This window comes from Lysinibacillus sp. RU7 (genome assembly GCF_057837305.1).
Genome location: NZ_JBYQFK010000031.1, coordinates 1 through 22295 on the forward strand (window position 1 = coordinate 1; position 22295 = coordinate 22295).

Consider the following 22295-nt stretch of genomic DNA (forward strand, 5'->3'; position numbering starts at 1 on the left):
GACGATTTTACTAGAATGCAATGCCGAATGGATTCAGTAGGGCTCTTAGTCAAGCACATGTTTTGGTGAAGAGCCATTTTACAGGTACATTTATTATTTTAGTAGTCGTACTATTTATTTATACGAGCTTTAACGGAAACGTCGTATCCAAAAAAGTAGCGGAATCAACGGTGAAGCAATACGTAGAAGAGCGTTTTCGAGAAGGAAATTATAGCATAGGGGAGGGCACATTCAATTTTAAAGATGGCTCATATAGCTTTGAGTTTGACTACCAAACAGACGAGCGAGTATGGAAATACTTTATTAATGTGGGCTACGGCATTTGGCCAAAGGAAATAACGTATACACAGCTACATTGGGAACAGCTCGATTTTGAAGCTTCGGAGCAATGGTGCATGGAAGGTGCACGTTATTTGCAGGATGTAACAAAGGATTTGGGATGGGTTGAAACGCATGCATATGATATTGAATTGCCCAAAGGCTATAAAGAGCTATATCCTGAATGGACGCCAAGCATCAATCTGCTATTCAACGCAACGGTTTCATTCGATGTAACGTACTCTGAACAAACGCCAGAACAGCTTTTAAAGCAAGTGCAGCAATTGCAAAAGGTATTAAATGATAGTGATTTAAATTATGAAGAGGCCTATGTTTATGTGACGGAGGAAATGGATAATCGTGATGGCAGTAAAGAGGGCTATGCACCAATTTATTATGAAGGGCGATATCGTGTGGAATTTACGCCTAAGCAGAAGGTAACATTAGCAAATATTCAGTAATAGAAGGAGGCTGTCTAAGTCATAGAAAATGACTTAGACAGCCTCAGTTTACTTTAATCTATTAAAGAGTGATTGCTTTTACTTCGTCGATGTTTTCAAGTGTAGCAACTGCTGCTAAATCTTGTGGTGTTACAGCGTTGTCAATACCAAGCATCATAACTGCAGAACCGCCAACCTCGTCACGACCTACTTGCATCGTTGCGATGTTCACTTGGCTCTCAGCTAATTTCGTAGCTACGCGGCCAATTGCACCTGGTTTGTCAGTGTTTTTGATGTATAAGAAGTTACCAGTTGGTACTACGTCTACTACGAAGCCTTCTACTTTTACAATACGAGCACCTAAGCCGTTTAGTAAAGTACCTGCTACAGAGTGTGTTTCTTTTTCTGTTTTGACTTCAACTGTTACTAAGTTTGTGAAGCCTTTAGCAGTTGTTGTTTTATGTTCGTTAATTTTGATGCCAACGCGTTCAGCAAGGTAACGAGCGTTTACATCGTTTACATGTGTACCATGGTTTGTTGATAATAATCCTTTAATAGCGTTTGCTGTTAATGGGCGAACATCGTAGTTTGCTACTTCGCCAGCATAAGAGATGTTTAATTCTTTTACAGTACCTTCAGATACTTGGATTAAGAATTTACCAAGTTTTTCAGCTAATGCGAAGAATGGTTCAACTTCAGCAAGCTTTTCTTTTGGAATAGAAGGCATGTTTACTGGGTTTGTAACTGTACCTGTTTTAAAGAACTTGATAATGTCGTTAGATACGTCAACCGCTACAGACTCTTGTGCTTCGATAGTAGATGCACCTAAGTGAGGTGTTGCGATTACTTGTGGTAAAGTAAGTAATTTGTGATCAGTTGCTGGCTCTTCCACGAATACGTCAAGTGCAGCACCTGCTACTTTACCTTCTACGATTGCATCGTATAAATCGTCCTCGTTAATGATACCACCACGTGCACAGTTGATAATGCGTACGCCGTCTTTCATCATCGCGAATTTTTCTTTGTTAATTAAGTTACGTGTTTCTGGTAATAATGGTGTGTGTACTGTAATGAAGTCAGCAGCTTGGCAAATTTCTTCAACAGTTGCTTTTGTTACACCTAGCTCTTGTGCGCGCTCTTCAGATAAGAATGGGTCATAAGCCATTACGTTCATACGAGAGCCTTTTGCGCGGTATGCTACTTCAACACCGATACGACCAAAGCCGACAACGCCTAAAGTTTTGTTTTTAAGTTCCACACCTACGTAAGATTTACGATCCCATTTTCCGTTTTTAAGTGTGTTGAATGCTTGTGGAATGTGACGTGCTAAAGATGTCATCATTGCAATTGTATGTTCAGCAGCTGAGTTTGTATTACCATCTGGCGCGTTAACAACGATAATACCGTGTTCAGTTGCAGCAGTAAGGTCGATGTTATCTACACCTACACCAGCACGTCCGATTAATTTTAAATTTTTAGCAGCTTCGATAATTTCACGTGTCACAGTTGTTTGAGAACGTACTAATAACACATGTACATCAGCAATTTTAGCTTTTAATTGCTCTGGTGCTAAACCAGTATCAATAATGATGTTTAAGTCTAAACCTGTTTCTTGGCGAAGTGGTTGGATACCATCTTCACTAAGTGGATCTGCGATAAATACGTTAATTGTTTTTGTTGCTTTTTCAATTGTTTCTGTTGCCATTTGAATGTTTCGCTCCCTTAAAATGTAAAATAAAAAGCCTTTCGTCCCTTACATCATTATGTAAGGGGCGAAAGACTGTTAATGACCAGGCTTACGCGGTACCACCCTTTTTCGTTGTAAGGAACATTAAAAAATGTTATATACAACCTTTACCAAATGCGTAACGTGCATGTGACGTATAGGCATACTCAATTTCCGCCTATCTATTCGGGAGTTGAACTCGATTCGAATCTTACACTGATTTGCACCAACCATCAGCTCTCTAAAGAAAGAATTACGATGAGCGTGTCTCCGTCCTAATATTTTGCGTGATTAATTTTGTAAACATCATAATCCCGATTGTTCACTTCTGTCAATATTTTTTCTAAAAAAAATAAAGAAAAAGTAATGTGTACTGTCTAAATATGAATTAATTACGAATGAAATTAGGTTTGGTGTTGTGTAATGTTCGTGTTTTTAGGGGTTTCATGTAAGCGTTACCGATATATGAAAACATTGATACTATTGAATTTGCAGAAAATTTAAAAATGCATGTTTGTTAGTAGTTTAATAGTAAAACGAACATTTTCATTTTGACACAGTTTTGACAAGATTAGAAGGGGAACTATTGATATAACTCGAATGTAACAATGAACGAAATACAAAGGGGGCTGTTTGTATGAAATATGACGTTATTGTGATTGGAGCAGGGTTAGCAGGACTTACTACAACCTGTGAGCTAATTGACGCGAAGAAGAAAGTGTTACTTATTGATCAAGAACCAATGAACTCGGTGGGGGGACAAGCATTTTGGTCATTCGGTGGAGTGTTTTTAGTAGATTCACCGGAACAGCGGCGTCTTGGTATTAAAGATAGTAAGGATTTAGCGTGGCAAGATTGGGTAGGGACAGCAGGATTTGACCGCTTAGAGGATGAAGATACGTGGGGATATAAGTGGGCAAAGGCTTATGTTGATTTTGCGGCAGGTGAAAAGTATAGTTGGCTCAAATCAAAAGGAATTCATTTTTTTCCGATTGTTGGCTGGGCTGAGCGAGGAGGGAGCTTAGCTGGTGGACATGGAAATTCAGTTCCACGTTTTCATATTACGTGGGGAACCGGACCAGGACTTGTTGAACCATTTGCTAATAAGGTGTTAGAGGCTATAACAAGCGGTTTAATCGATTATAAACCTCGACATAAGGTAACAGCGTTAATAACAGAAAATGGCGTAGTTGTAGGCATTCAAGGAAAAGTATTAGAGCCTAGCCATATTGAACGTGGCAAGGAAAGCTCTCGCGTTGAAGTGGGGGATTTTGAATACCGAGCTGATGCAGTTGTTATTGCAAGTGGTGGAATTGGCGCAAACTTAGAGCTTGTTAAAAAAAATTGGCCAGCTAGACTAGGGACTCCACCAGAACGAATGGTGTCAGGTGTTCCTGCGTATGTTGATGGGAGTATGCTAGAAATTGCAGAAGGTATCGGTGGTCGAATCGTTAATCGAGACCGTATGTGGCATTATACAGAGGGGTTAAAAAATTGGAACCCGATATGGAAGAACCACGGCATTCGCATTTTACCAGGACCTTCTTCCATGTGGTTCGATGCTGAAGGAAATCGCTTTACTGCACCTAATTTTCCAGGCTTCGATACCCTTAGCACACTTGAAGCGATTCAAAAAACAGGCTATGACTATTCGTGGTTTATTTTAACTGAAAAAATGATTGAAAAAGAATTTGCATTATCCGGTTCTGAGCAAAATCCGGACCTTACAAAGAAAAGCATTCGAGATGTATTAAAACGTGTGCTTCCTGGGCCGCCTCGACCAGTGCAAGCATTTAAAGAATACGGCGAAGATTTTGTGATTGCTCATAGTTTAAAAGAATTAGTAGAAGGGATGAATGGGTTAGTCGGTAATGAGTTACTCGACTTTATGCATATAAAAGAGCAAATTTTGGCGCGGGATCGTGAAATTGACAATACATTTACGAAAGACGCACAAGTAACAGCGATTCACGGCGCAAGAAAGTATATCGGTGATAAGTTCATTCGAGTTGCAAAACCGCACAAAATTTTAGATCCACAGGCAGGTCCATTAATTGCAGTTCGTCTTAATATTTTGACCCGTAAAACATTAGGTGGGTTGCAAACGAATTTAAACGGTGCTGTTTTAAATGATGCTGGTGACTGTGTGCCAGGCTTATTTGCAGTAGGGGAAGTATGTGGATTTGGTGGGGGTGGTATGCACGGTTACCGCTCGCTTGAAGGGACGTTTGTGGGAGGTTGTCTGTTTACAGGATTACAGGTTGGAAAATATTTAAGTAAATAAAGGGTTTTTCGAGCAAATGTCGAACTTAATGAATGAGTGTTCATTTTTGAAAAGGGGTGTTAAAGATGGATTATGAAACAATTAAATTAGAAATTTTAGAGCGTAAAGCAGTGCTAACGCTAAATCGTCCAAACGCGATGAATGCAATGGATTCGAAGATGATGCATGAGCTAGCGGATTGCTTTGAAGCGCTACATAATGAAAAAGGCATACAAGTACTTGTCATTAAAGGCGAAGGGAAAGTATTTTCAGCAGGTGGCGATGTAAAAATGATGGTCTCTTCTACAGATTTCGCAGATTTTGGTGGAATTATGGACGACGTTTCGCGATTAGTCCGTGCATATTATACATTGCCAATCATTACAATTGCACAAATTCATGGTGCTTCAGCGGGGCTTGGCTTTAGCATTGCTTTAGGAAGTGATATTGTTGTTGCTGAGGAATCGAGTAAGTTAGCAATGAACTTTATCGGTATTGGATTAATACCAGATGGAGGCGGTCACTTCTTTATGAAAGAGCGCGTCGGTACACCAAAAGCGAAGCAAATGATTTGGGAAGGTAAAGTGTTAAATGGTCAAGAAGCATTAGAACTGGGGTTAATTGATTACAATGTGCCAACAGGAACGGCAGCAGCGACGGTTGATCAAATTGTTGGGAAGCTACTCGCCTCGCCGATTGCTGCGATGATCGAAACGAAGAAGATTTTACATGATGCTAAATTGCCGGAGCTTGAAGCGATTTTAGCAGGAGAAACAAAGGGGCAAACAGCGATGCGCCAAACAAAAGATCATCTTGAAGGTATTCAGGCATTTGTCGAAAAACGTACACCGGAATTTACAGGGAATTAACGACTTTATTTTTAGGTGAAACGTAAAAACGACATACTGTCTTGAAAGCGTTTGTCAACAGTCTAAGGGCATCTCTCATGTATGGGAGATGCCCTTTTTTGGCAGATAGAAAAGTATAAGTTTCATGGATGTCCACCTATGTGTAATCGCATTTATAGCTTTACACATGGAACAAAATTAATTTTCCAGTTGTGTTTACTAGGCGGTGTGTTTTTTCAGCGACACCTTTTTCTTCGATTTTCTTTTGTCCTTCGATTTTAGCCGTTTCATCACTATCAAAATTCCATACTTCATCGAACAATGTTTCCCCAGTTTTTTCGAATGCAGTGAAGCGATAATTCTCCATTTTAACCACCCTTTATTATGAAATATAACTCTATTATACATGAAATAGTTTGATAATTCACGAAACGGATTACATAGCTTTTAAGATTTTCTAAAATATTACATGTCTATGACAAATATGCTTTATTATTTTTAATCCTTTTTACTTGTACCCCGCTAGAGCAAATTTCAAATTTGTGCAAATAACCCTTTTCAATCGAAAATGCTGATCTAAGCGTGATACAATACAAAGGGATAGGGTAGGACAGTTAGTAAAGGAGCGATTGTTCGTGAAAGGAATTACGAAACTCCAAGTAGGGGAGCAAGTAGATCAATATTTATTAATTAAAGAAGCGAAAAAAGGTGTGACAACGGTAGGAAAACCATTTATGTCACTTATTTTACAAGATCGTAGTGGTGACATAGAGGCGAAACTTTGGGATACAAATGAAGAGCATGAGCAAATGTACTGTGCACAAGCGATTGTACGAGTAGGTGGAGAAATCCATGATTATCGTGGGAAAAACCAACTACGTATTAAACAAATTCGTGTAGCCCGTCCAGATGAAGGGGTACAAATTAGCGATTTATTGCCAACAGCTGCGATCCCAAAAGAGCAGATGTTTGAAGACTTAACACAATTTTTCTTTGAAATTAAAAACCCAAATATTTCACGTATCACACGCCATATTATTAAAAAGCATCAAGAGAGTTTATTAATTTTCCCGGCAGCATCGAAAAACCATCATGATTATGCATCAGGTTTATTAGATCATGTTGTATCGATGCTTCGTTTAAGTCAAGCGATTTGTGATTTATACCCAACATTAAACCGCGATTTAATGTATGCGGGCATCATTTTACATGATATCGGTAAGGTGATTGAATTAACAGGACCTGTTGGCACAGCGTATACAGTGGAAGGTAATTTGCTTGGGCATATTACCATCATGGTCGATGAAATCGGTCAAACAGCAAAGGAATTAAATATTGAAGGCGAAGAAGTCATGCTATTGCAACATATTGTATTATCGCATCATGGAAAAGAAGAATGGGGTAGTCCGAAAAAGCCAATGATTCAAGAGGCGGAAATCATTCATTATATCGATAATATTGATGCAAAAATGAATATGTTAACACGAGCACTTGAAAAGACGAAGCCGGGCGAATTTACAGAGCGACTATTCCCGCTAGATAACCGCTCATTTTATAAGCCAACTATTTAAAATGGCTGAGGGGGATGATAGACCCCTCAGTCATTTTTTTGCATAAGAAAAGAACATACAGCGTGCAGCATCATAAAAAATAAACCTCAAAGGCATTGCCTTTGAGGTTTAACATACGTTATTGATTGTCTTGTTGGAATTTTACCATGAAGTCAGCAAGCGCTTGGCAAGCTTCGCGTGGTACAGCGTTGTAAGTAGACGCACGGCAACCACCTACAGAACGGTGACCGTTTAAGCCAACAAAGCCAGCCGCTTTTGCTTCAGCTAAGAATTTTTTCTCTAATTCTTCGTCAGCTACGCGGAATGTAATGTTCATTAGTGAACGAGAGCCTTCTTCTGCATGACCGTAGTAGAAGCCGTTTGAGTTGTCGATTACGTCATAAATTAATGCTGCTTTTTCTTCGTTGTTTTGTGCGATTTTTTCTAAGCCGCCTTGATTTTCAACCCATTTTAATACTTCACCTAACATATAAATACCGAATGTTGGTGGTGTGTTGTATAAAGAGTTGTTATCCGCATGTGTTGTATATTTTAACATTGTCGGAATATTCGTATTCGCTTTTTCTAATAAGTCTTTACGGATAATCACAACTGTTACACCAGATGGACCTAAGTTTTTCTGAGCACCGGCATAGATAATACCGAATTTAGAAACATCTACTGGTTTAGAAAGGATATCAGAAGACATGTCCGCTACTAAAGGTACATTGCCAGTCTCAGGGAATACTTTCCACTGTGTACCGTAAATTGTGTTGTTTGATGTAATGTGTAAGTATGCATCTGTGTCATCTACGCTAATAGCCGTTGGGATGTTTTTATACTTATTTTCTTTAGTTGAAGCTACTTCTTTTACGTTACCGAATAGCTTTGCTTCTTTTAGCGCTTTTTCAGACCAAGAACCTGTTAATACATAGCTAGCCGTTTGATCTTGCTGTAAGAAGTTCATCGGAATCATTGTGAATTGAAGGCTAGCACCACCTTGTAAGAATAGCACTTCGTAGTTTTCTGGAATGTTATAAATTTTGCGTAGACGCTCGATTGCACCGTTATGTACTTCTTCGAATGTCGCACTGCGGTGACTCATTTCCATTAATGACATACCTGTGTTTTGGAAATCTAGTAATTCTTTTTGAGCAACTTCCAATACTTCTAGTGGTAAAGCAGATGGACCAGCGTTGAAATTGTAAGCACGTTTAGTCGTTGTATTCATGTGGAACACTCCTTAAAGTTTATTTCTCCATTATAATATATTGTTTTCAAAAATAAATGGCAAAATTGATAATAATTTTGGGTGAAAAGCAAAAAATAAAGAAAAAACCGTACTAATAGCGCTTACTTAGTTATGAATGTTCGTTTTTAGGGTGAAATATTACGATTTATTTACAAAAACAAATGCGATTGTTCACTTAATTGTTATAATTGACGAATAAGTAGTGCAATCATTATAAAAAATAGTGCGGGAAGTGAGAAGATGAAAGAAACATTAGAAGCGCTTAGTGCCGCAGCGAAGATGAAAAAGATGACGTGGGGGCATAATAAACTAGGGTATTTATTTTTGACAATGCTTGGTGGGATATTTGTTGGTTTCGGGATGATTTTGTTAGTCACGGTTGGGGGCTTGCTCGATCCAGTAGGGGAACCAAGCATGAAAATCATACAGGGAATTTCATTTGGTGTAGCACTCAGCATGGTCATGCTTGGTGGTGCTGATTTGTATACAGGTAATAATTTAGTCATGACAATAGGGGCGCTTGAAAAACAAACGACCTGGGGCGATTTAGGGAAAGTATGGTTGGTTAGCTGGATAGGGAACTTTATTGGTTCGTTTATTGTTGCGTGGCTCTTTTTTATGGCAGGTTTAGCAAGTGGTGAAACAGGTGCCTATATCGAAAAAATTGCAGGGATTAAGATGAATATTCCTTTTACTGAACTTCTGTTTCGAGGTATTTTATGTAATATCCTTGTTTGTATGGCAGTTTGGAGCTGTTATAAAGTGAAGAATGAGGCAGCGAAAATTTTGTTGATTTTTTGTTGTATTTATCCGTTTATTACAGCTGGTTTTGAGCACAGTGTAGCCAATATGACATTGTTTTCTCTTGCGTTGATGATTCCGCATGGAGAGCTTGTATCACTTAGTGGGCTTATACATAATTTAATTCCTGTATCTATTGGGAATGCTATTGGTGGAGCTGTTTTCATCGGCTGTGCATTTTGGTACAGCCAAGTGCGAAAGTGACAGTCATGTATCAATTGTAATGAATAATGTTATAATCAAGGCATTTAGAGAACGCTTATTGAGGTGAATGCTTTGGCTAGAGAAAGAAAATTTTCAACAACAGAAATCTTCCGTGAAACAGAGCGACTATTATTAACGGTCGGTTATGAAGGGTATAATATTAGTTTGTTGGCAGAAGCGTTAAACGTTTCACGGGCAGCCATTTATAAATATTATACGAATAAAGAAGAGCTAGTCGTGGATTTTATGCTGGAGCATATCCAACAAATGATTCAACAATTTGCAGCTGTCGATAACGAGCAAGCTTTTGAGCATCAACTCGAGGAAGTACTCGATATTATTTTGGGTTCAAAGGATTTACACCATATTTTTTCAATGGCACATGTCATTGAACCAAAAGGAAAACAGGAAATCGTGGACAAGATGGAGCATTTAAGTAGGCTCCATCAAGATATGTATGCACCACTGCAAGCGATGGTCAATAAAGGAAAAGAAGAAGGCGTAGTAGACGACACAATCCCGAATGCACTTATCATTGCGTTTATTTTTCAAAGTATTGATTTACCAAACCATGTGAATGTCCCGGATGAAGTGTTTTTACCGGCATTAAAAAAACTTGTCAAAACAGGTATTTATAGAGGAGCTTAATGGAAATTAGTTTTATACTCTGAATGAGCAAAAGTACATCCTAAAAATACCAGTTGAATAGTAAAAGACATGTATCATAGCCTCCGCGCTTTGCCACAGCCTACACAGGAGCTAAAACAGGCGTGGCCTGTTTGGATCTCCTGTTCCTGCTCCTGACGCTTACGCTTTCGTCGCAAAGAAAATCTTGGCTCCTGTGGCTATGGCGCGCTACGGCAAAAGTGAATACTTCTCGATGTGCTAGAAAAATATTTCTCTTCTTTAAAAGAAATCATTTTCTTTCCGTTTGCATGTATAATTGCCCAGCCTCTACCGAAATGGATGAGAATCTTTCTTTATTTTTAACAACTGATTATTGTACTCAACCAAATGTATTGATTAACAAAATATTTCCTTTATAGAAGCATGTTTTTTAGCAAAACGTGATCAAAAATGACTTGCCCGTTGATTGAAGCGGAATCGGCGAGACTCCTACGGGAATAGCAATAAAGGAACGAAGGCTAAAACCGTCACGTCCTGTGACAACGCCTTCGTGACCAACATCGTGTTGGCCTGAAGACCCCGCAGGAAATTTATTTGCGACGAAAGCGCAGCGACAGGAGCACCGAGGTACGAGTAACGAGGAGGCTGAAGCCATGCCCGTGGAAAGCGAGCCGAATGGAGCGGAAATCAACGGTTCCTTAATTGGTAATATATGTTTGTAAATTTACTCGTTATGAGTTTATATAGTAAATGAGGGACTATTTTTTCTATCTTGTGATAATGCTGAAGTTATGTCAGTATAGAGGGGACAAGCGACAAGGAGGAACTCAAAAAGTATGGCTAATTTACCAAACTGTCCAAAATGTAATTCTGAATACACATACGAGGATGGCGTGAATTACGTATGCCCTGAATGTGCTCATGAATGGCCTATGACAACAGAAGAAGTTACAGAAGAGGGCTTAGTTGTACGTGATGCAAACGGCAACTTACTTCAAGATGGCGACACCGTTACAGTGATCAAAGATTTAAAGGTGAAAGGTAGCTCGCAGAATCTAAAACAAGGTACGAAAGTAAAAGGTATCCGTTTAGTAGAAGGCGACCACAATATTGACTGCAAAATCGATGGCTTCGGTGCGATGAAGTTAAAGTCTGAGTTTGTAAAGAAAATCTAAAAAAAGAGCCGTCTGAAAAGACATTTTGAGACGGCTCTTTTGCGACGAGGATGGTGGCATTTTGATGTGACCACCACAGGAGCAATATTTCTTAATGGATAATTATTAAGAAGTAAAGGGGTGTCCAGAAAGTTTTTACTTTCTGGACACCCCATTTTGATTTATATTATTACTTTTGAGATTGGAATGCGTCTTTTAAGTCAGCATCTTTTACTTCTATTTTCGCTTCTTCAATTAACTGAGCTTCAATTGTTTCCCAATTCTTTTTCAGCTCTTCTACAATTGGAGTAATTTCTTCTTTTTTCTCTTCTAACGTACCGTAGCCTTCTATTTCACGCTTGTCCGTTACTTCGATAATATGGTAACCGAACTGTGATTTTACTGGCTCAGATACGGTATTTAACTCCAGTGCATAAGCGGCGTCGTTAAATTCAGGCACCATTTTTCCAACTGTAAACCAACCTAAATTGCCACCTTCTGCAGCAGAACCGTCTTTTGATTTTTCTTTTGCCACTTCAGCGAAGTCCGCCCCATTTTTTAATTCTTCGACAATCGCCTTTGCTTCTTCTTCAGTTTCGACTAAAATATGACGAGCGTTTAATTCGTATTTGGCTTGGTCATAGTAAGCTTGAATGTCTTCGTCCGTTACCTTTACTTCCTCTAACGCTTTTTCTTGTAATAATTGGAAACGGATATTTTGCTTGAACGTTTCTTCTGTTAAACCGCTCGATGCTAAAGCCATTTGGAATTGGTCACCGTACTGTTCTTTAATTGCATCATATTCAGCTTGAATCTCTTCATCTGTCACTTTGTATTTGTCATTTAAAATTTTATTGACGACCACTTGTTCAAGTAATGGAGCCCCAGCTAATTTTTTGATTTCAGCATAAAATTCATCTTGTGTAATGTCACCCGATGCTGTAGATACAACTACCTCATCACCAGGATTACTACATGCAGCTAAGCCGATAGAGGCTGCTAGTGTCAAAGCAAAAACTGTCTTTTTCATAAACGAAACTCTCCTAACTATTTTTTACAATGCATTAGTTACTATAACATAAACGAAAAAAAAACTAAACGGTTCCACCTGTCGATTGCCTATTCGTAATGTTCATCGGAGCATAGCATAAAGGGTAGTAAGGGAGGTGGCAGGATATGAGCGGTGGAGGCTACGGCAACGGCGGCGGTTATGGCTCAGGATTTGCTTTAATCGTAGTTCTATTTATCTTATTGATCATTGTAGGAGCTGCGTTTCTTTATTAATCAATAAAAAAGCGAAATCCGTCTAACGGATTTCGCTTTTTATACTGAAAATAACACTTCCACATAAAACGATACTAATAAAATGGTAATGAGCACATTAATCGTGCGGAAAATTTTGGGGTGTCGTTCTTCGGGAATTTCGCGACGTACACATAGTGCGTATGTCATGCGATTAATTTGAAATAAATAAAATACCGAGAATAGCACTACGATTAAGAGTAGCAATTCTATTCCTCCCCTCTATCACTTCTTTCAGAATATCAAATGACCTATTAGTGAGACAAGTGTGAGCTATCGTTCATATATGTTGGAATTAAGATTTCATACCCTTTAGGTGTTTCCTCGATTATAGCATTTTTAGGTGCTCGCCATATATCTTTTACAAACAATAAATCAAGTAAACAAATACTACAATGAAATGCTAATGATAAGCAAAAATAATGTGAAAACTGAGGCCATTTGATTGCGCCTAAAACAAAAAAAGTATTTAAGACAAAAAAGGGCGTAACTAATGTAAAGAGATAACGATTTTTTGGGATCGTTCCTGTTATGCGCATATGCAAAATAGGGATAAATGTATATTTAATCTTTAAGCCATATGACAGCGATTTTCGATAATTAAACAGCGAAAAATAATGAATAAGTTTGTGCATTGGATACAGCAGAATGAAGGCGAACATAAAACGCAAGAAATAGGCATCTGAATGGGGACTACTATATCGAAAGCTTGTTAGCGCATAAGATAGGCAAAAAACGATGACAAACGTTAAGCTAGTCAATAAAAAAAGCCGTGTTGTTCCATATTCATATTCGATGTTAATGGTTTTAATACAGTTCATAAATGTACCTCATTAATAAAAATTAAAAAGAGTGTACGTAGCTTATACACCCTTTTCGTTGGTTATTGTGTAATGGAAGCTTGCGCCTGTGCGTGATCTAAACTTTCTTTAAAGTCATCAAATGAACGTTCAAAAATATCAATAAAGTCTTCGCCGTAAATATTACGAATGACCGCCATAACATCTAAAAACTCAGGGAAGCGTCCGTATAATTCTTTTAGTGGCAATGAGCCATCGATAATCGCATGTTGTGTATCATGATAATGCTCATACATTCGAAGGATTAATGAATTACCTGCTTCTGTTAGTTCTACATATGTGTTTCGTTTATCATCATCACGTTTTGAAAACTTTAATAGTCCGCGTTCTTCTAATTTTTTAGAGAAGTTAAACGCTGTTGATACATGCATTACACCAAACTTTGCAACATCAGAAATAGAAGCACCTTTTAAATGGAATGAAATCCATAAAATATGATGTTCATTAATGTTTAAGTCGTAAGGTTTAATCCAAGTTTGCCAGTCTTTTTCGACAGCTTTCCAAAGAGCTTTAGATAGCTGAGCAATGCGTTGACTATATAACATAGCCTCTTTCATTGTGTATAATCCTTCAGACACTGCAATCACCTTCTTCTTTCATAGCGTTTTGAAAATATTATAGCAGTAAAAGAAAAAAGTTTAAAGTTGGAAAAATTAAATAATTGAAATGTGATTTAAAATTACAAGTTTTTGGATAAAAACTAGTGAAAAACACAAAAAACAATCCCTTTTTGTAGGACTTTTGATATATGAGTGTCGTAGTGTATATTATTCTTTATTTTCTAGGTTGAGGAATATTTTTCTCGATTTCGTTAATGGAATTCTGTAAATTTTCGATTTCTTGTTTTAGTTTTTCTGTTTCAGGTTCGATCTCGTTTTTAAATGTTACAATCGTCTCTTTTAATTCATTTATTATTTTAGGCATATTATTTTTTGTTTCTTCTGTAAAAGTAATGATAGATTGTTTTACGTTACTTGTTTCATTTTTTACATCAATAAGTTGATCTTTGAATGTTGTAGCATTACGTATAATAGTAGAGCGTAATTGTTTACCAGCCTGAGGAGCTGTTATGATTGTTGCTACCATACCTGTAACAAGTCCGAAGCCTACTCCCGTGAAAAATGTTTTTGCCTTCATTTTGCCAACCCCTTTAACATAACATAGATAATGATAGAGCATTTTATACACATACAAGTAGATTTCCCACCCGTATTCTTAATTAAAACATGAAACGAAAAATAACAAAATAAAAAGAAGCTACGGAAATTCGCAGCTCCTTTTTCAGTTTAAGCTTGAGATACTGAAGTTTTGAATCGTGAGCGCTTTACTAGATTTGTTACGATAGGATAAATAATCAGGAAAGCTACTACGTTAAATGCGATAGCAGGTAATACAACCCCAGCAAATAATACAGCGAATGTAGCACCTACATCTGAGCCGATAACAAATAATGCTACCGATAAGAAAACTACTCCTGATAATACCGTTCCTAGTCCAACTAAAATAGCTGATACAACCATATTACTTGCTAACTTTTTAATAATTAATAACACAATTAAAAATGCAAAGCCAGTAACCGCTTTATCAACTATGTTCGGAATAAAGCCACCAGGGAATGTTGTAAACAATCCTGATAAAACACCAGTCGTTATAGATAATAAGAATGTTTCTTTTACAGAAGGGAATAGTAAAATGCCAATAAACATCATCGTTAACATGAAGTCAGGCTTCATCCCTTGTACTAATCCAGGTGTTATAACATAAAGTGCTGCACCTACACCGACTAAAAGCGCCATTAAAACTAAGTTCTTCGTATTCATTTTTCTCGTCTCCTCTAAACTTTCTAATCTTTTGTTCTCCTAATGTGCACTCATTGCCATTAGCGAAAACTTATACTGAATTTTACGTCTGAATTGCTGAAAAATCAATGACTCTAGCTATTTTTTCTGAAAATAGCTAAAATAATAGGCTTAACTTAACTGCTTCGGTAAAATTTGTAGTGAAAACACGTAGATACACTTTATTTTTCCTGTAATCTACGTGCAGTGTTCTCTTAAATATTTTCTTGAATAGCTTGTGCAAAGCTTGCTAATTCGTTCATTTCGAATTTTTTTGTATTCCATTGTAAGTGTAATCCATCTGTTTCGTCGTAACGAGGAATTAAATGTAAATGGTAGTGGAATACAGTTTGACCAGCTGCGGCACCGTTATTATTGACTGTATTAAGTCCAACTGGATTGAATGCTTTCTTGATGGCATTGGCTACTTTTGGTGCTGCTTTGTAAAGGTTAGCGGCCACATCTTGTGGCATTTCAAACAGGTCTTGACAATGTGTTTTTGGAATAAGTAGCGTATGGCCCTTCGTTAAAGGCATAATGTCCATAAATGCGTATACGTGCTCGTCTTCGTATACTTTCGAACTTGGAATGTCTCCATTGATAATTTTACAAAATAGGCAATCGCTCATTTCAAAACATCCTTTCCATCTATTTTCATCTATTTTAACATATGTACACTGAATGTTTTCCAACTTTTTGATAAACTAAGGACAAGAATAGGAGTGACATTATGACGATTTTACAAGTATCTAATGTGTCAGGCGGCTATACGAGAAAGCCTGTGATTAAAGATTTATCATTTACGATTGAAAAAGGCGAGCTTGTTGGTCTAATTGGATTAAACGGTGCTGGCAAAAGTACGACGATTAAGCATATTATCGGCACGCTGCTACCGCGTGAAGGCGAAATTCGTTTAAATGGCGTGACGTTAAAGGAAAATATGGACACATACCGTTCTAGCTTTTCATACATTCCAGAGACGCCTGTTTTATATGAAGAGTTAACATTAAAAGAACATTTAGCTTTAACCGCAATGGCTTATGGGATTGATGAAAAGACATTAGCAGAACGGTCAGACAAACTATTAAAAGAGTTTCGAATGGAAAAACGCCTGAATTGGTTCCCATCACATTTCTCTAAAGGAATGCGTCAAAAGGTAATGATTATGAGTGCATTTTTAGTGAATCCAAGTTTGTATATTATCGACGAACCATTTGTTGGCCTCGATCCACTCGGCATTCAATCATTGTTAGATCAAATGGATATGAAAAAACGAGAAGGTGCTTCCATTTTAATGTCAACGCATATTTTATCGACAGCAGAAAAGTATTGTGATCGCATTATTTTGCTACATGAAGGGCGTGTGCGTGCACAAGGAACGATGGATGACCTGCGCCGTGCGTTTCAGATGCCACATGCAACACTCGATGATTTGTACATTGCGATGACGAAGGAACAAGCAGGTGAATAGTATGCAAAATATTTGGTCAAAGCGATTTCTCCATTATATAGGTGAAGTACAAAAATATATGCGCTTCGTTTTTACGGGACATATAGCCATTGTCCTTGTATTTGTCGTCGGAGCAGGTGGTTATCAATATAGTGAGTGGTTAAAAGTAGCACCGAACGATTTTCCAGCTGAATGGCTTGTCGCCGTTCTTGTTGGAATCATTTTAGCGTTTAGTGCCCCGACAACCCTTATCCGCGAGCCAGATCAAGTGTATTTATTGCCCCTTGAGACAAAAATGTCAATTTATTTTAAAAAGGCGCTGAACTGGACATTTATATCGCAAGTGTTGCTTTCTATAGCGACTTATATTGTAGCGATTCCGCTATTAAATACGGTGACAGCGCTACCAGTAAGTCAAATTTGGATAGGTCTTTTTGTCATTATGCTGTTGAAATATTTAAATGTGCAAATGGAATTTAATTATCGCTATAGTAACCGTGGACAATTGATATGGATTGACCGCATTGCACGTATGATCATGTCAATTTTAATCATTCATAGCATCTTAACGAGTGGATTGGTGCTAGGTGTGATTCTTTTGATCATCGTCATTGCCTATCATGTATTATTAATAAAACGTGTAGCCGATGAACCTGTACCGTATGAACACTTTGTAAAGTTAGAACAAAATCGTATGATGCGTTTTTATCGTTTTGCCAATTACTTTACGGATGTACCACATTTACGAGGCTCGATTCGCCGCCGGGCATGGCTTGATTTTGTGTACGCATGGATTCCGTTTAAGAAGGAAAAGACACAACACTATTTAGTATTCCGTACATTCGTTCGAACGGATGATTATTTTTATTTATGGGTACGTTTAACAGTTATTTCAGCAGTCATCGTGGCATTTGTGGATATTCCTGTTGTGACTTGGATTGTAGTAGGTGCTTTATCGTTTGCCACAACACTTCAATTGAAATATGCCCTGCTATCATCAGGGGAGTTTCGAATGGATATGTTATACCCTGTACCGTTCAAGCAACGTGGCCATGCGGTTGAAACATTACTACGCTTCTTTATGATCATTCAAGCGATTATTGTAACTGTTTGTGGCATGACGCAGTCACTCTTCCTTTTTATTCCACTCATTATTCTTATAGTGAGTGAATTAACGTTACGGTTAACGAAGGGTACGTCTGAAAATTCTCTTTGAGACGCGCTCTTTGCTACGGGGATGAAAGTGATTGTCAACAGTCGGAGGGCTATCCATAATTGGATAGCCCTTTATTGTTCCAATTGCGGTGCAGTAAAGGTTGTCGTATAAGTTTTGGAAGTAAAGAAAGTTTGGGTTGGCGAGCTAGATGAATCGAGTAGCTGTGCTAGTTCCGCATGAAAGGCGTTGGATTTTGTCCATACTTCAAATGACGCAGGTCCTGCCCATTGTGTGACAACAACATATGTTTCTGCTTTGATCGGACGTAATACGCGGTAGGCGATGCACGATGTATCTTGCTTTAGGTGAGCGATGGCCTTGATAATGCGTTCTTCAAAAAGTGGGCGCGATTCCTCCATGACAGGTACATTTTGCATGGCGACAAAGCCGCGTTGCTCAAAGTGACCTGCTCCGTCGATTACTTCAAAACGGCGTGGTGTTGCGAAAACGGACTTTTTTTCGGATTCGTGCATGACGACAGAGTTGCCTTGTCCGTGTAATAAAATCATCTTTTCCTTTGCATATTTTGTGAGTAAACGTTCCATAAACTCCGGCGTCCCCGATGTTAAATAAAAATTCATGTTCATCCCCCTTTAATCAATAGTTATTTCTATTAAAGAGCGATTGAAACGTATTTGTCAAAGTCGAGCATCGATTAAAGAACAATTTTATGACATTTAGGGCATAAAACTATACAATAGCTAAGGAACAGTTTATATTGATAACGGATATTAAGAGTGTTACAGATAAAAAATAATAACTATTTGAGGGGAAGGTATTCGTTTCATGAGAACAATTAACGATACATTGTTACGTGCAGCACGTGGCGAGAAAACAGACTATACGCCTGTATGGTACATGCGTCAGGCAGGTCGTTCACAACCCGAATATCGTGAAATTAAAGAAAAATATTCACTAGAAGAAATTACAATGCAACCAGAACTATGTGCATATGTAACACGTCTTCCAGTTGAGCAATATGATGTAGATGCGGCAATTCTTTATAAAGACATCGTGACGCCGTTACCAGGTATGGGGATCGATGTGAAGATTAAAGCAGGTGTAGGTCCTGTTATTTCTAACCCAATTCGTTCAGCAGCAGATGTTGAAAAATTGGGAGAATTCAATGCAAAAGAGCATACACCATATGTATTAGAGACGATTAAAATATTAACGGAAGAGCAGTTAAACGTACCGTTAATTGGTTTTGGTGGTGCACCATTTACATTAGCTTCGTATATGATCGAAGGCGGACCTTCTCGTAACTATGCAAAAACAAAATCATTTATGGTTTCACAACCGCAAGCTTGGTTTGCATTAATGGACAAGCTGGGCGATATGATTATTGCAGATATTACAGCGCAAGTAGCAGCTGGGGCAAAAGCGATTCAGATTTTTGATTCGTGGGTTGGTGCATTGAATGTAGAAGATTACCGTGTATTTATTAAACCCGTCATGACACGTATTTTTGGAGAGCTACGACAATTAAATGTCCCATTAATTCAATTTGGTGTAGGTGCTTCTCATTTAGTGAATGAATGGCATGAGCTACCGATTGATGTAGTAGGTCTTGATTGGCGTTTACCAATCCGTGAGGCAGAGGCACGCGGTGTAACGAAGGCAGTGCAGGGGAACTTAGATCCAACGTTATTATTAGCAGACTGGAACGTAATAGAAGCACGTGCAAAGGATATTATTGACCAAGGTATTGCCCACGAGGGTGGTCACATCTTTAACTTAGGACACGGCGTTTTCCCAGAGGTGGATCCAGCTGTATTGAAACGTTTAACAACATTCATTCATGAATACAGTCGTGAAGCGAAGGCAAAGAAATAAGGTAAATCTAAGTATACTAGGTAATAATACTAGTGATTAAGTTTTCGCAGGACATTAACATAAGCCTAGGCTACCATGTCTTCCGAATGCGGCGGGCTTGTGTAACTGTGCGATTACATAAGACATTTATAAAATTCCAGAGGTGATTCTTTCATGAAACCAGTACGCGGTTTATTAGTAATGGCATACGGAACGCCATACAAAGAAGAAGATATCGAGCGTTATTATACACATATTCGTCGTGGTCGTAAGCCATCTCAAGAGCATATCGATGACTTAACAGAACGTTACCGTGCGATTGGTGGGATTTCACCGCTTGCTAAAATGACAGTTGCGCAAGCAGAAGCACTTGGTGCACGTTTAAATGAAGTGCAGGATGAAGTAGAGTACAAAGTATTTATCGGTTTAAAACATATTGAACCATTCGTAGAAGATGCAATCGAAGCAATGGTGAATGAAGGGATTAAAGAGGCAGTATCGATTGTTTTAGCACCACACTTCTCTACATTCTCGATTAAATCGTATAACGGTCGTGCACAGGCACACATCGAAAAACTAGGTGCCGATTTAACATTAACGTCTGTTGAATCTTGGTACAAACAACCAAAATTCATTGAGTTCTGGAAAAATGCCGTGAACGGTGAATTAGCGAAAATGTCGGAAGAAGAACGTGCAAACTGTTGCTTAATCGTATCGAACCACTCATTACCAGAGAAAATTAAATTAGCTGGTGACCCATACGAAGAGCAATTAATTGAAACGGCGCGTCTAATTGAAGAAGCGTCTGATATTGAAAATGTAGAAGTAGGTTGGCAATCAGCTGGTCAAACACCAGAGCCTTGGTTAGGACCAGATGTACAAGATTTAACAAAAGAACTATTCGAACAAAAAGGTTATAAAGCATTTATCTATACACCGGTTGGTTTCGTAACAGAACATTTAGAAGTACTGTACGATAATGATATTGAATGTAAAGTGGTATGTGATGAAATTGGCGCAAGTTATTACCGTCCAACAATGCCAAATACGAACCCACTATTCATCGATGCTATGGTAGATGCAATTCACGATAAATTAGCCAAATAAGATAGAAAGTGATGATGAGGGTGACGAGGAGAAGGAAGATAGTCGTCATAGGCGGCGGGATAACAGGATTAACAGCAGCGTTTTATTTACAACAAATCGCAAAAGAAAATCAATATCCGCTTGATGTCGTTATTGTCGAATCTTCTCTTCGCCTTGGTGGAAAGATTCAAACGATACGCAAGGATGGGTTCATAGTAGAGCGCGGGCCAGAGTCATTTATCGATGAGCAAGGTAGTGTTCATCAACTAGCACGGGAACTGGGGATTGCTGATCAGCTTGTGCATAATAAGAACGGGCAAACATATGTCGCTGTTGGCAAAGATTTGTACCCGATACCGAGCAGTTTATTGTTTGATGGATCGCCAAACGTCTCCTCACTCATTACGACCGGTTTAATTTCTGTAAGTGGTAAAATTCGTGCAGCAGGTGATTTATTTATTCCAAAACCTTCTCAAGAGACCGATGAGCCAATTGGTCATTTCTTTAGACGCCGCTTTGGGAAAGAGGTTGTGGAAAATTTAGTAGAGCCGCTATTGGCGGGAACGTTTGCTGGTGATATTGATCATTTGAGTATTCAATCGATGTTCCCGCAATTTTATCAATTAGAGAAAGAACATCGGAGTTTATTGCTTGGATTGAAAAAGCAAAAAGTAAATCATTTTGCCATTAAGCATTTTGAGGAGCAATATAACCACTATGGCACATTTGAACGAGGGCTTGAGACGTTAATCGAAAAGTTAGAGGAAAAGCTAGCGCCTACTAGTACCATTTTAAAAGGTGTCAAAGTAGAGGCAATTGATTCTATTCAAAATGGGCAGTTGAAAATTGAGCTCAATAATATTTCGCCGATACAGGCAGATGCCGTCATTATGACGACACCGTTTAATGTAGCTAAATCAGTATTTAAGAAGCAGAATGTAATGCAACATTTACCGAATATGAATTATGCGACAATTGCTACAGTGACGATGGCATTTAAGCAGGAAGAACTGAAAAAATATAAAAAAGCGTTAAACTTTTTCGTATCACGCAATAGTGATTTAGCGATTACGTCTTGTACGTGGAGTAACCGAAAGTGGGATAATGTTGCACCAGAAGGCTACGATTTGTTGCGTGTTTATATTGGGCGTGTCGGTGACGAAACGATTGTCGAGTTGTCAGATAGTGAAATTGAGCGGATTGTGTTAGCTGATTTACGGAAAGCAATCGATCTACAAGGAAACCCACTATTTACAATGGTGACACGCTGGAAGCAGGCAATGCCTCAATATACAGTGGGGCATGATGAGCGTCTAAAGCAATTAAAAGCTGAATTGTATAATCAATTTCCACAGGTGAAATTGGTTGGGAGTTCCTATGAAGGCATTAGTGTACCTGATTGTATCGAACAAGGTCGACAAACCGCACAAGAAATGCTCAATACACTATTTGAACGACAAACTGTACAGTAGATACACGTATCTATTGTGCAGTTTTTTTATCTTTTGGATACAATTACGTTGAGGTGTAATTGCGATTAACTAG

The 22295-nt window shown here is 38.3% G+C and carries 24 protein-coding genes and 1 other annotated feature; of the genes, 13 read left to right on the forward strand and 11 right to left on the reverse strand.

Annotation, left to right across the window (positions count from 1 at the left end):
* Positions 1-65: 65 nt before the first annotated feature.
* Entirely contained in the window at positions 66-779 is a 714-nt protein-coding gene (locus AC3II9_RS18260) for a YfjL-like protein (protein WP_489157741.1), read from the forward strand.
* A 61-nt stretch (positions 780-840) separates the two neighbouring features.
* On the opposite strand, the gene serA is transcribed toward AC3II9_RS18260, so the two are convergent.
* Entirely contained in the window at positions 841-2463 is a 1623-nt protein-coding gene (serA, locus tag AC3II9_RS18265) for a phosphoglycerate dehydrogenase (protein WP_391371528.1), read from the reverse strand.
* A gap of 60 nt (positions 2464-2523) precedes the next feature.
* Positions 2524-2770 (reverse strand) — a binding site (T-box leader).
* Positions 2771-3121: 351 nt separating this feature from the next.
* On the opposite strand from serA, the gene AC3II9_RS18270 reads away from it, so the two are divergent.
* Positions 3122-4768: an FAD-binding dehydrogenase gene (locus AC3II9_RS18270; protein WP_489157743.1), complete on the forward strand. Its 1647-nt coding sequence runs from the start codon at positions 3122-3124 to the stop codon at positions 4766-4768.
* A gap of 65 nt (positions 4769-4833) precedes the next feature.
* Positions 4834-5616 carry an enoyl-CoA hydratase gene (locus AC3II9_RS18275; protein WP_489157745.1) on the forward strand — a complete coding sequence of 261 codons (783 nt, stop codon included), beginning with the start codon at positions 4834-4836 and terminating at the stop codon, positions 5614-5616.
* A 160-nt stretch (positions 5617-5776) separates the two neighbouring features.
* On the opposite strand, the gene AC3II9_RS18280 is transcribed toward AC3II9_RS18275, so the two are convergent.
* A complete protein-coding gene (locus AC3II9_RS18280; protein WP_391371523.1) occupies positions 5777-5962 on the reverse strand; it encodes a YhzD family protein in 186 nt (61 codons plus the stop codon).
* A gap of 268 nt (positions 5963-6230) precedes the next feature.
* Here AC3II9_RS18280 and yhaM point away from each other — a divergent pair, with 268 nt between their 5' ends.
* Positions 6231-7166 (forward strand): 3'-5' exoribonuclease YhaM, encoded by a 936-nt coding sequence (gene yhaM, locus AC3II9_RS18285; protein ID WP_489157747.1) that lies wholly within the window; start codon positions 6231-6233, stop codon positions 7164-7166.
* A 118-nt stretch (positions 7167-7284) separates the two neighbouring features.
* Here the strand turns inward: yhaM and serC are convergent, their stop codons facing one another.
* Complete coding sequence (serC, locus tag AC3II9_RS18290; protein WP_489157749.1) at positions 7285-8376, reverse strand: 3-phosphoserine/phosphohydroxythreonine transaminase; 1092 nt, start codon at positions 8374-8376, stop codon at positions 7285-7287.
* A 261-nt stretch (positions 8377-8637) separates the two neighbouring features.
* Here serC and AC3II9_RS18295 point away from each other — a divergent pair, with 261 nt between their 5' ends.
* From AC3II9_RS18295 to AC3II9_RS18305, 3 genes are all read left to right on the forward strand, one after another.
* Positions 8638-9402, forward strand: a complete 765-nt coding sequence (locus AC3II9_RS18295; protein ID WP_489157751.1) for a formate/nitrite transporter family protein — start codon at positions 8638-8640, stop codon at positions 9400-9402.
* Positions 9403-9474: 72 nt separating this feature from the next.
* Positions 9475-10050, forward strand: coding sequence for a TetR/AcrR family transcriptional regulator (locus tag AC3II9_RS18300; RefSeq protein WP_489157753.1), 576 nt, complete (start codon positions 9475-9477; stop codon positions 10048-10050).
* A gap of 815 nt (positions 10051-10865) precedes the next feature.
* A complete protein-coding gene (locus tag AC3II9_RS18305; protein WP_489157755.1) occupies positions 10866-11204 on the forward strand; it encodes a zinc ribbon domain-containing protein YjdM in 339 nt (112 codons plus the stop codon).
* A 169-nt stretch (positions 11205-11373) separates the two neighbouring features.
* Here AC3II9_RS18305 and AC3II9_RS18310 read toward each other — a convergent pair whose 3' ends face one another.
* Positions 11374-12213: a peptidylprolyl isomerase gene (locus AC3II9_RS18310; RefSeq protein WP_489157757.1), complete on the reverse strand. Its 840-nt coding sequence runs from the start codon at positions 12211-12213 to the stop codon at positions 11374-11376.
* Between the two features lie 146 nt (positions 12214-12359).
* Between AC3II9_RS18310 and AC3II9_RS18315 the strand changes: the two genes are divergently transcribed.
* A complete protein-coding gene (locus AC3II9_RS18315; protein ID WP_391371504.1) occupies positions 12360-12467 on the forward strand; it encodes a YjcZ family sporulation protein in 108 nt (35 codons plus the stop codon).
* Positions 12468-12506: 39 nt separating this feature from the next.
* Here the strand turns inward: AC3II9_RS18315 and AC3II9_RS18320 are convergent, their stop codons facing one another.
* From AC3II9_RS18320 to AC3II9_RS18345, 6 genes are all read right to left on the reverse strand, one after another.
* A complete protein-coding gene (locus tag AC3II9_RS18320) occupies positions 12507-12692 on the reverse strand; it encodes a hypothetical protein (RefSeq protein WP_391371501.1) in 186 nt (61 codons plus the stop codon).
* 47 nt (positions 12693-12739) lie between these two features.
* Positions 12740-13306 (reverse strand): DUF3267 domain-containing protein, encoded by a 567-nt coding sequence (locus AC3II9_RS18325; RefSeq protein WP_489157759.1) that lies wholly within the window; start codon positions 13304-13306, stop codon positions 12740-12742.
* Between the two features lie 62 nt (positions 13307-13368).
* Entirely contained in the window at positions 13369-13929 is a 561-nt protein-coding gene (locus tag AC3II9_RS18330) for an HTH-type transcriptional regulator Hpr (RefSeq protein WP_489157831.1), read from the reverse strand.
* Positions 13930-14119: 190 nt separating this feature from the next.
* Positions 14120-14482: a YtxH domain-containing protein gene (locus AC3II9_RS18335; protein WP_489157760.1), complete on the reverse strand. Its 363-nt coding sequence runs from the start codon at positions 14480-14482 to the stop codon at positions 14120-14122.
* 149 nt (positions 14483-14631) lie between these two features.
* Positions 14632-15165 (reverse strand): tryptophan transporter, encoded by a 534-nt coding sequence (locus AC3II9_RS18340; protein ID WP_489157762.1) that lies wholly within the window; start codon positions 15163-15165, stop codon positions 14632-14634.
* Positions 15166-15398: 233 nt separating this feature from the next.
* Positions 15399-15812, reverse strand: a complete 414-nt coding sequence (locus AC3II9_RS18345; protein WP_489157764.1) for an HIT family protein — start codon at positions 15810-15812, stop codon at positions 15399-15401.
* A gap of 101 nt (positions 15813-15913) precedes the next feature.
* Between AC3II9_RS18345 and AC3II9_RS18350 the strand changes: the two genes are divergently transcribed.
* Both AC3II9_RS18350 and AC3II9_RS18355 read left to right on the forward strand, forming a co-directional pair.
* Complete coding sequence (locus AC3II9_RS18350; protein ID WP_489157766.1) at positions 15914-16654, forward strand: ABC transporter ATP-binding protein; 741 nt, start codon at positions 15914-15916, stop codon at positions 16652-16654.
* Positions 16647-17849: an ABC transporter permease gene (locus AC3II9_RS18355; protein ID WP_489157768.1), complete on the forward strand. Its 1203-nt coding sequence runs from the start codon at positions 16647-16649 to the stop codon at positions 17847-17849. The genes AC3II9_RS18350 and AC3II9_RS18355 overlap by 8 nt, the downstream gene beginning before the upstream one ends.
* 71 nt (positions 17850-17920) lie before the next feature.
* Here AC3II9_RS18355 and AC3II9_RS18360 read toward each other — a convergent pair whose 3' ends face one another.
* Positions 17921-18430, reverse strand: a complete 510-nt coding sequence (locus tag AC3II9_RS18360) for an antibiotic biosynthesis monooxygenase family protein (protein ID WP_489157770.1) — start codon at positions 18428-18430, stop codon at positions 17921-17923.
* A 205-nt stretch (positions 18431-18635) separates the two neighbouring features.
* Between AC3II9_RS18360 and hemE the strand changes: the two genes are divergently transcribed.
* The 3 genes from hemE to hemY all read left to right on the forward strand — a co-directional run bounded on the left by hemE (position 18636) and on the right by hemY (position 22222).
* Positions 18636-19685 (forward strand): uroporphyrinogen decarboxylase, encoded by a 1050-nt coding sequence (gene hemE, locus AC3II9_RS18365; RefSeq protein WP_391371484.1) that lies wholly within the window; start codon positions 18636-18638, stop codon positions 19683-19685.
* A gap of 153 nt (positions 19686-19838) precedes the next feature.
* Complete coding sequence (hemH, locus tag AC3II9_RS18370) at positions 19839-20771, forward strand: ferrochelatase (protein ID WP_489157772.1); 933 nt, start codon at positions 19839-19841, stop codon at positions 20769-20771.
* A 14-nt stretch (positions 20772-20785) separates the two neighbouring features.
* Positions 20786-22222 (forward strand): protoporphyrinogen oxidase, encoded by a 1437-nt coding sequence (gene hemY / locus AC3II9_RS18375; RefSeq protein ID WP_489157832.1) that lies wholly within the window; start codon positions 20786-20788, stop codon positions 22220-22222.
* The last annotated feature ends 73 nt before the right edge of the window (positions 22223-22295 follow it).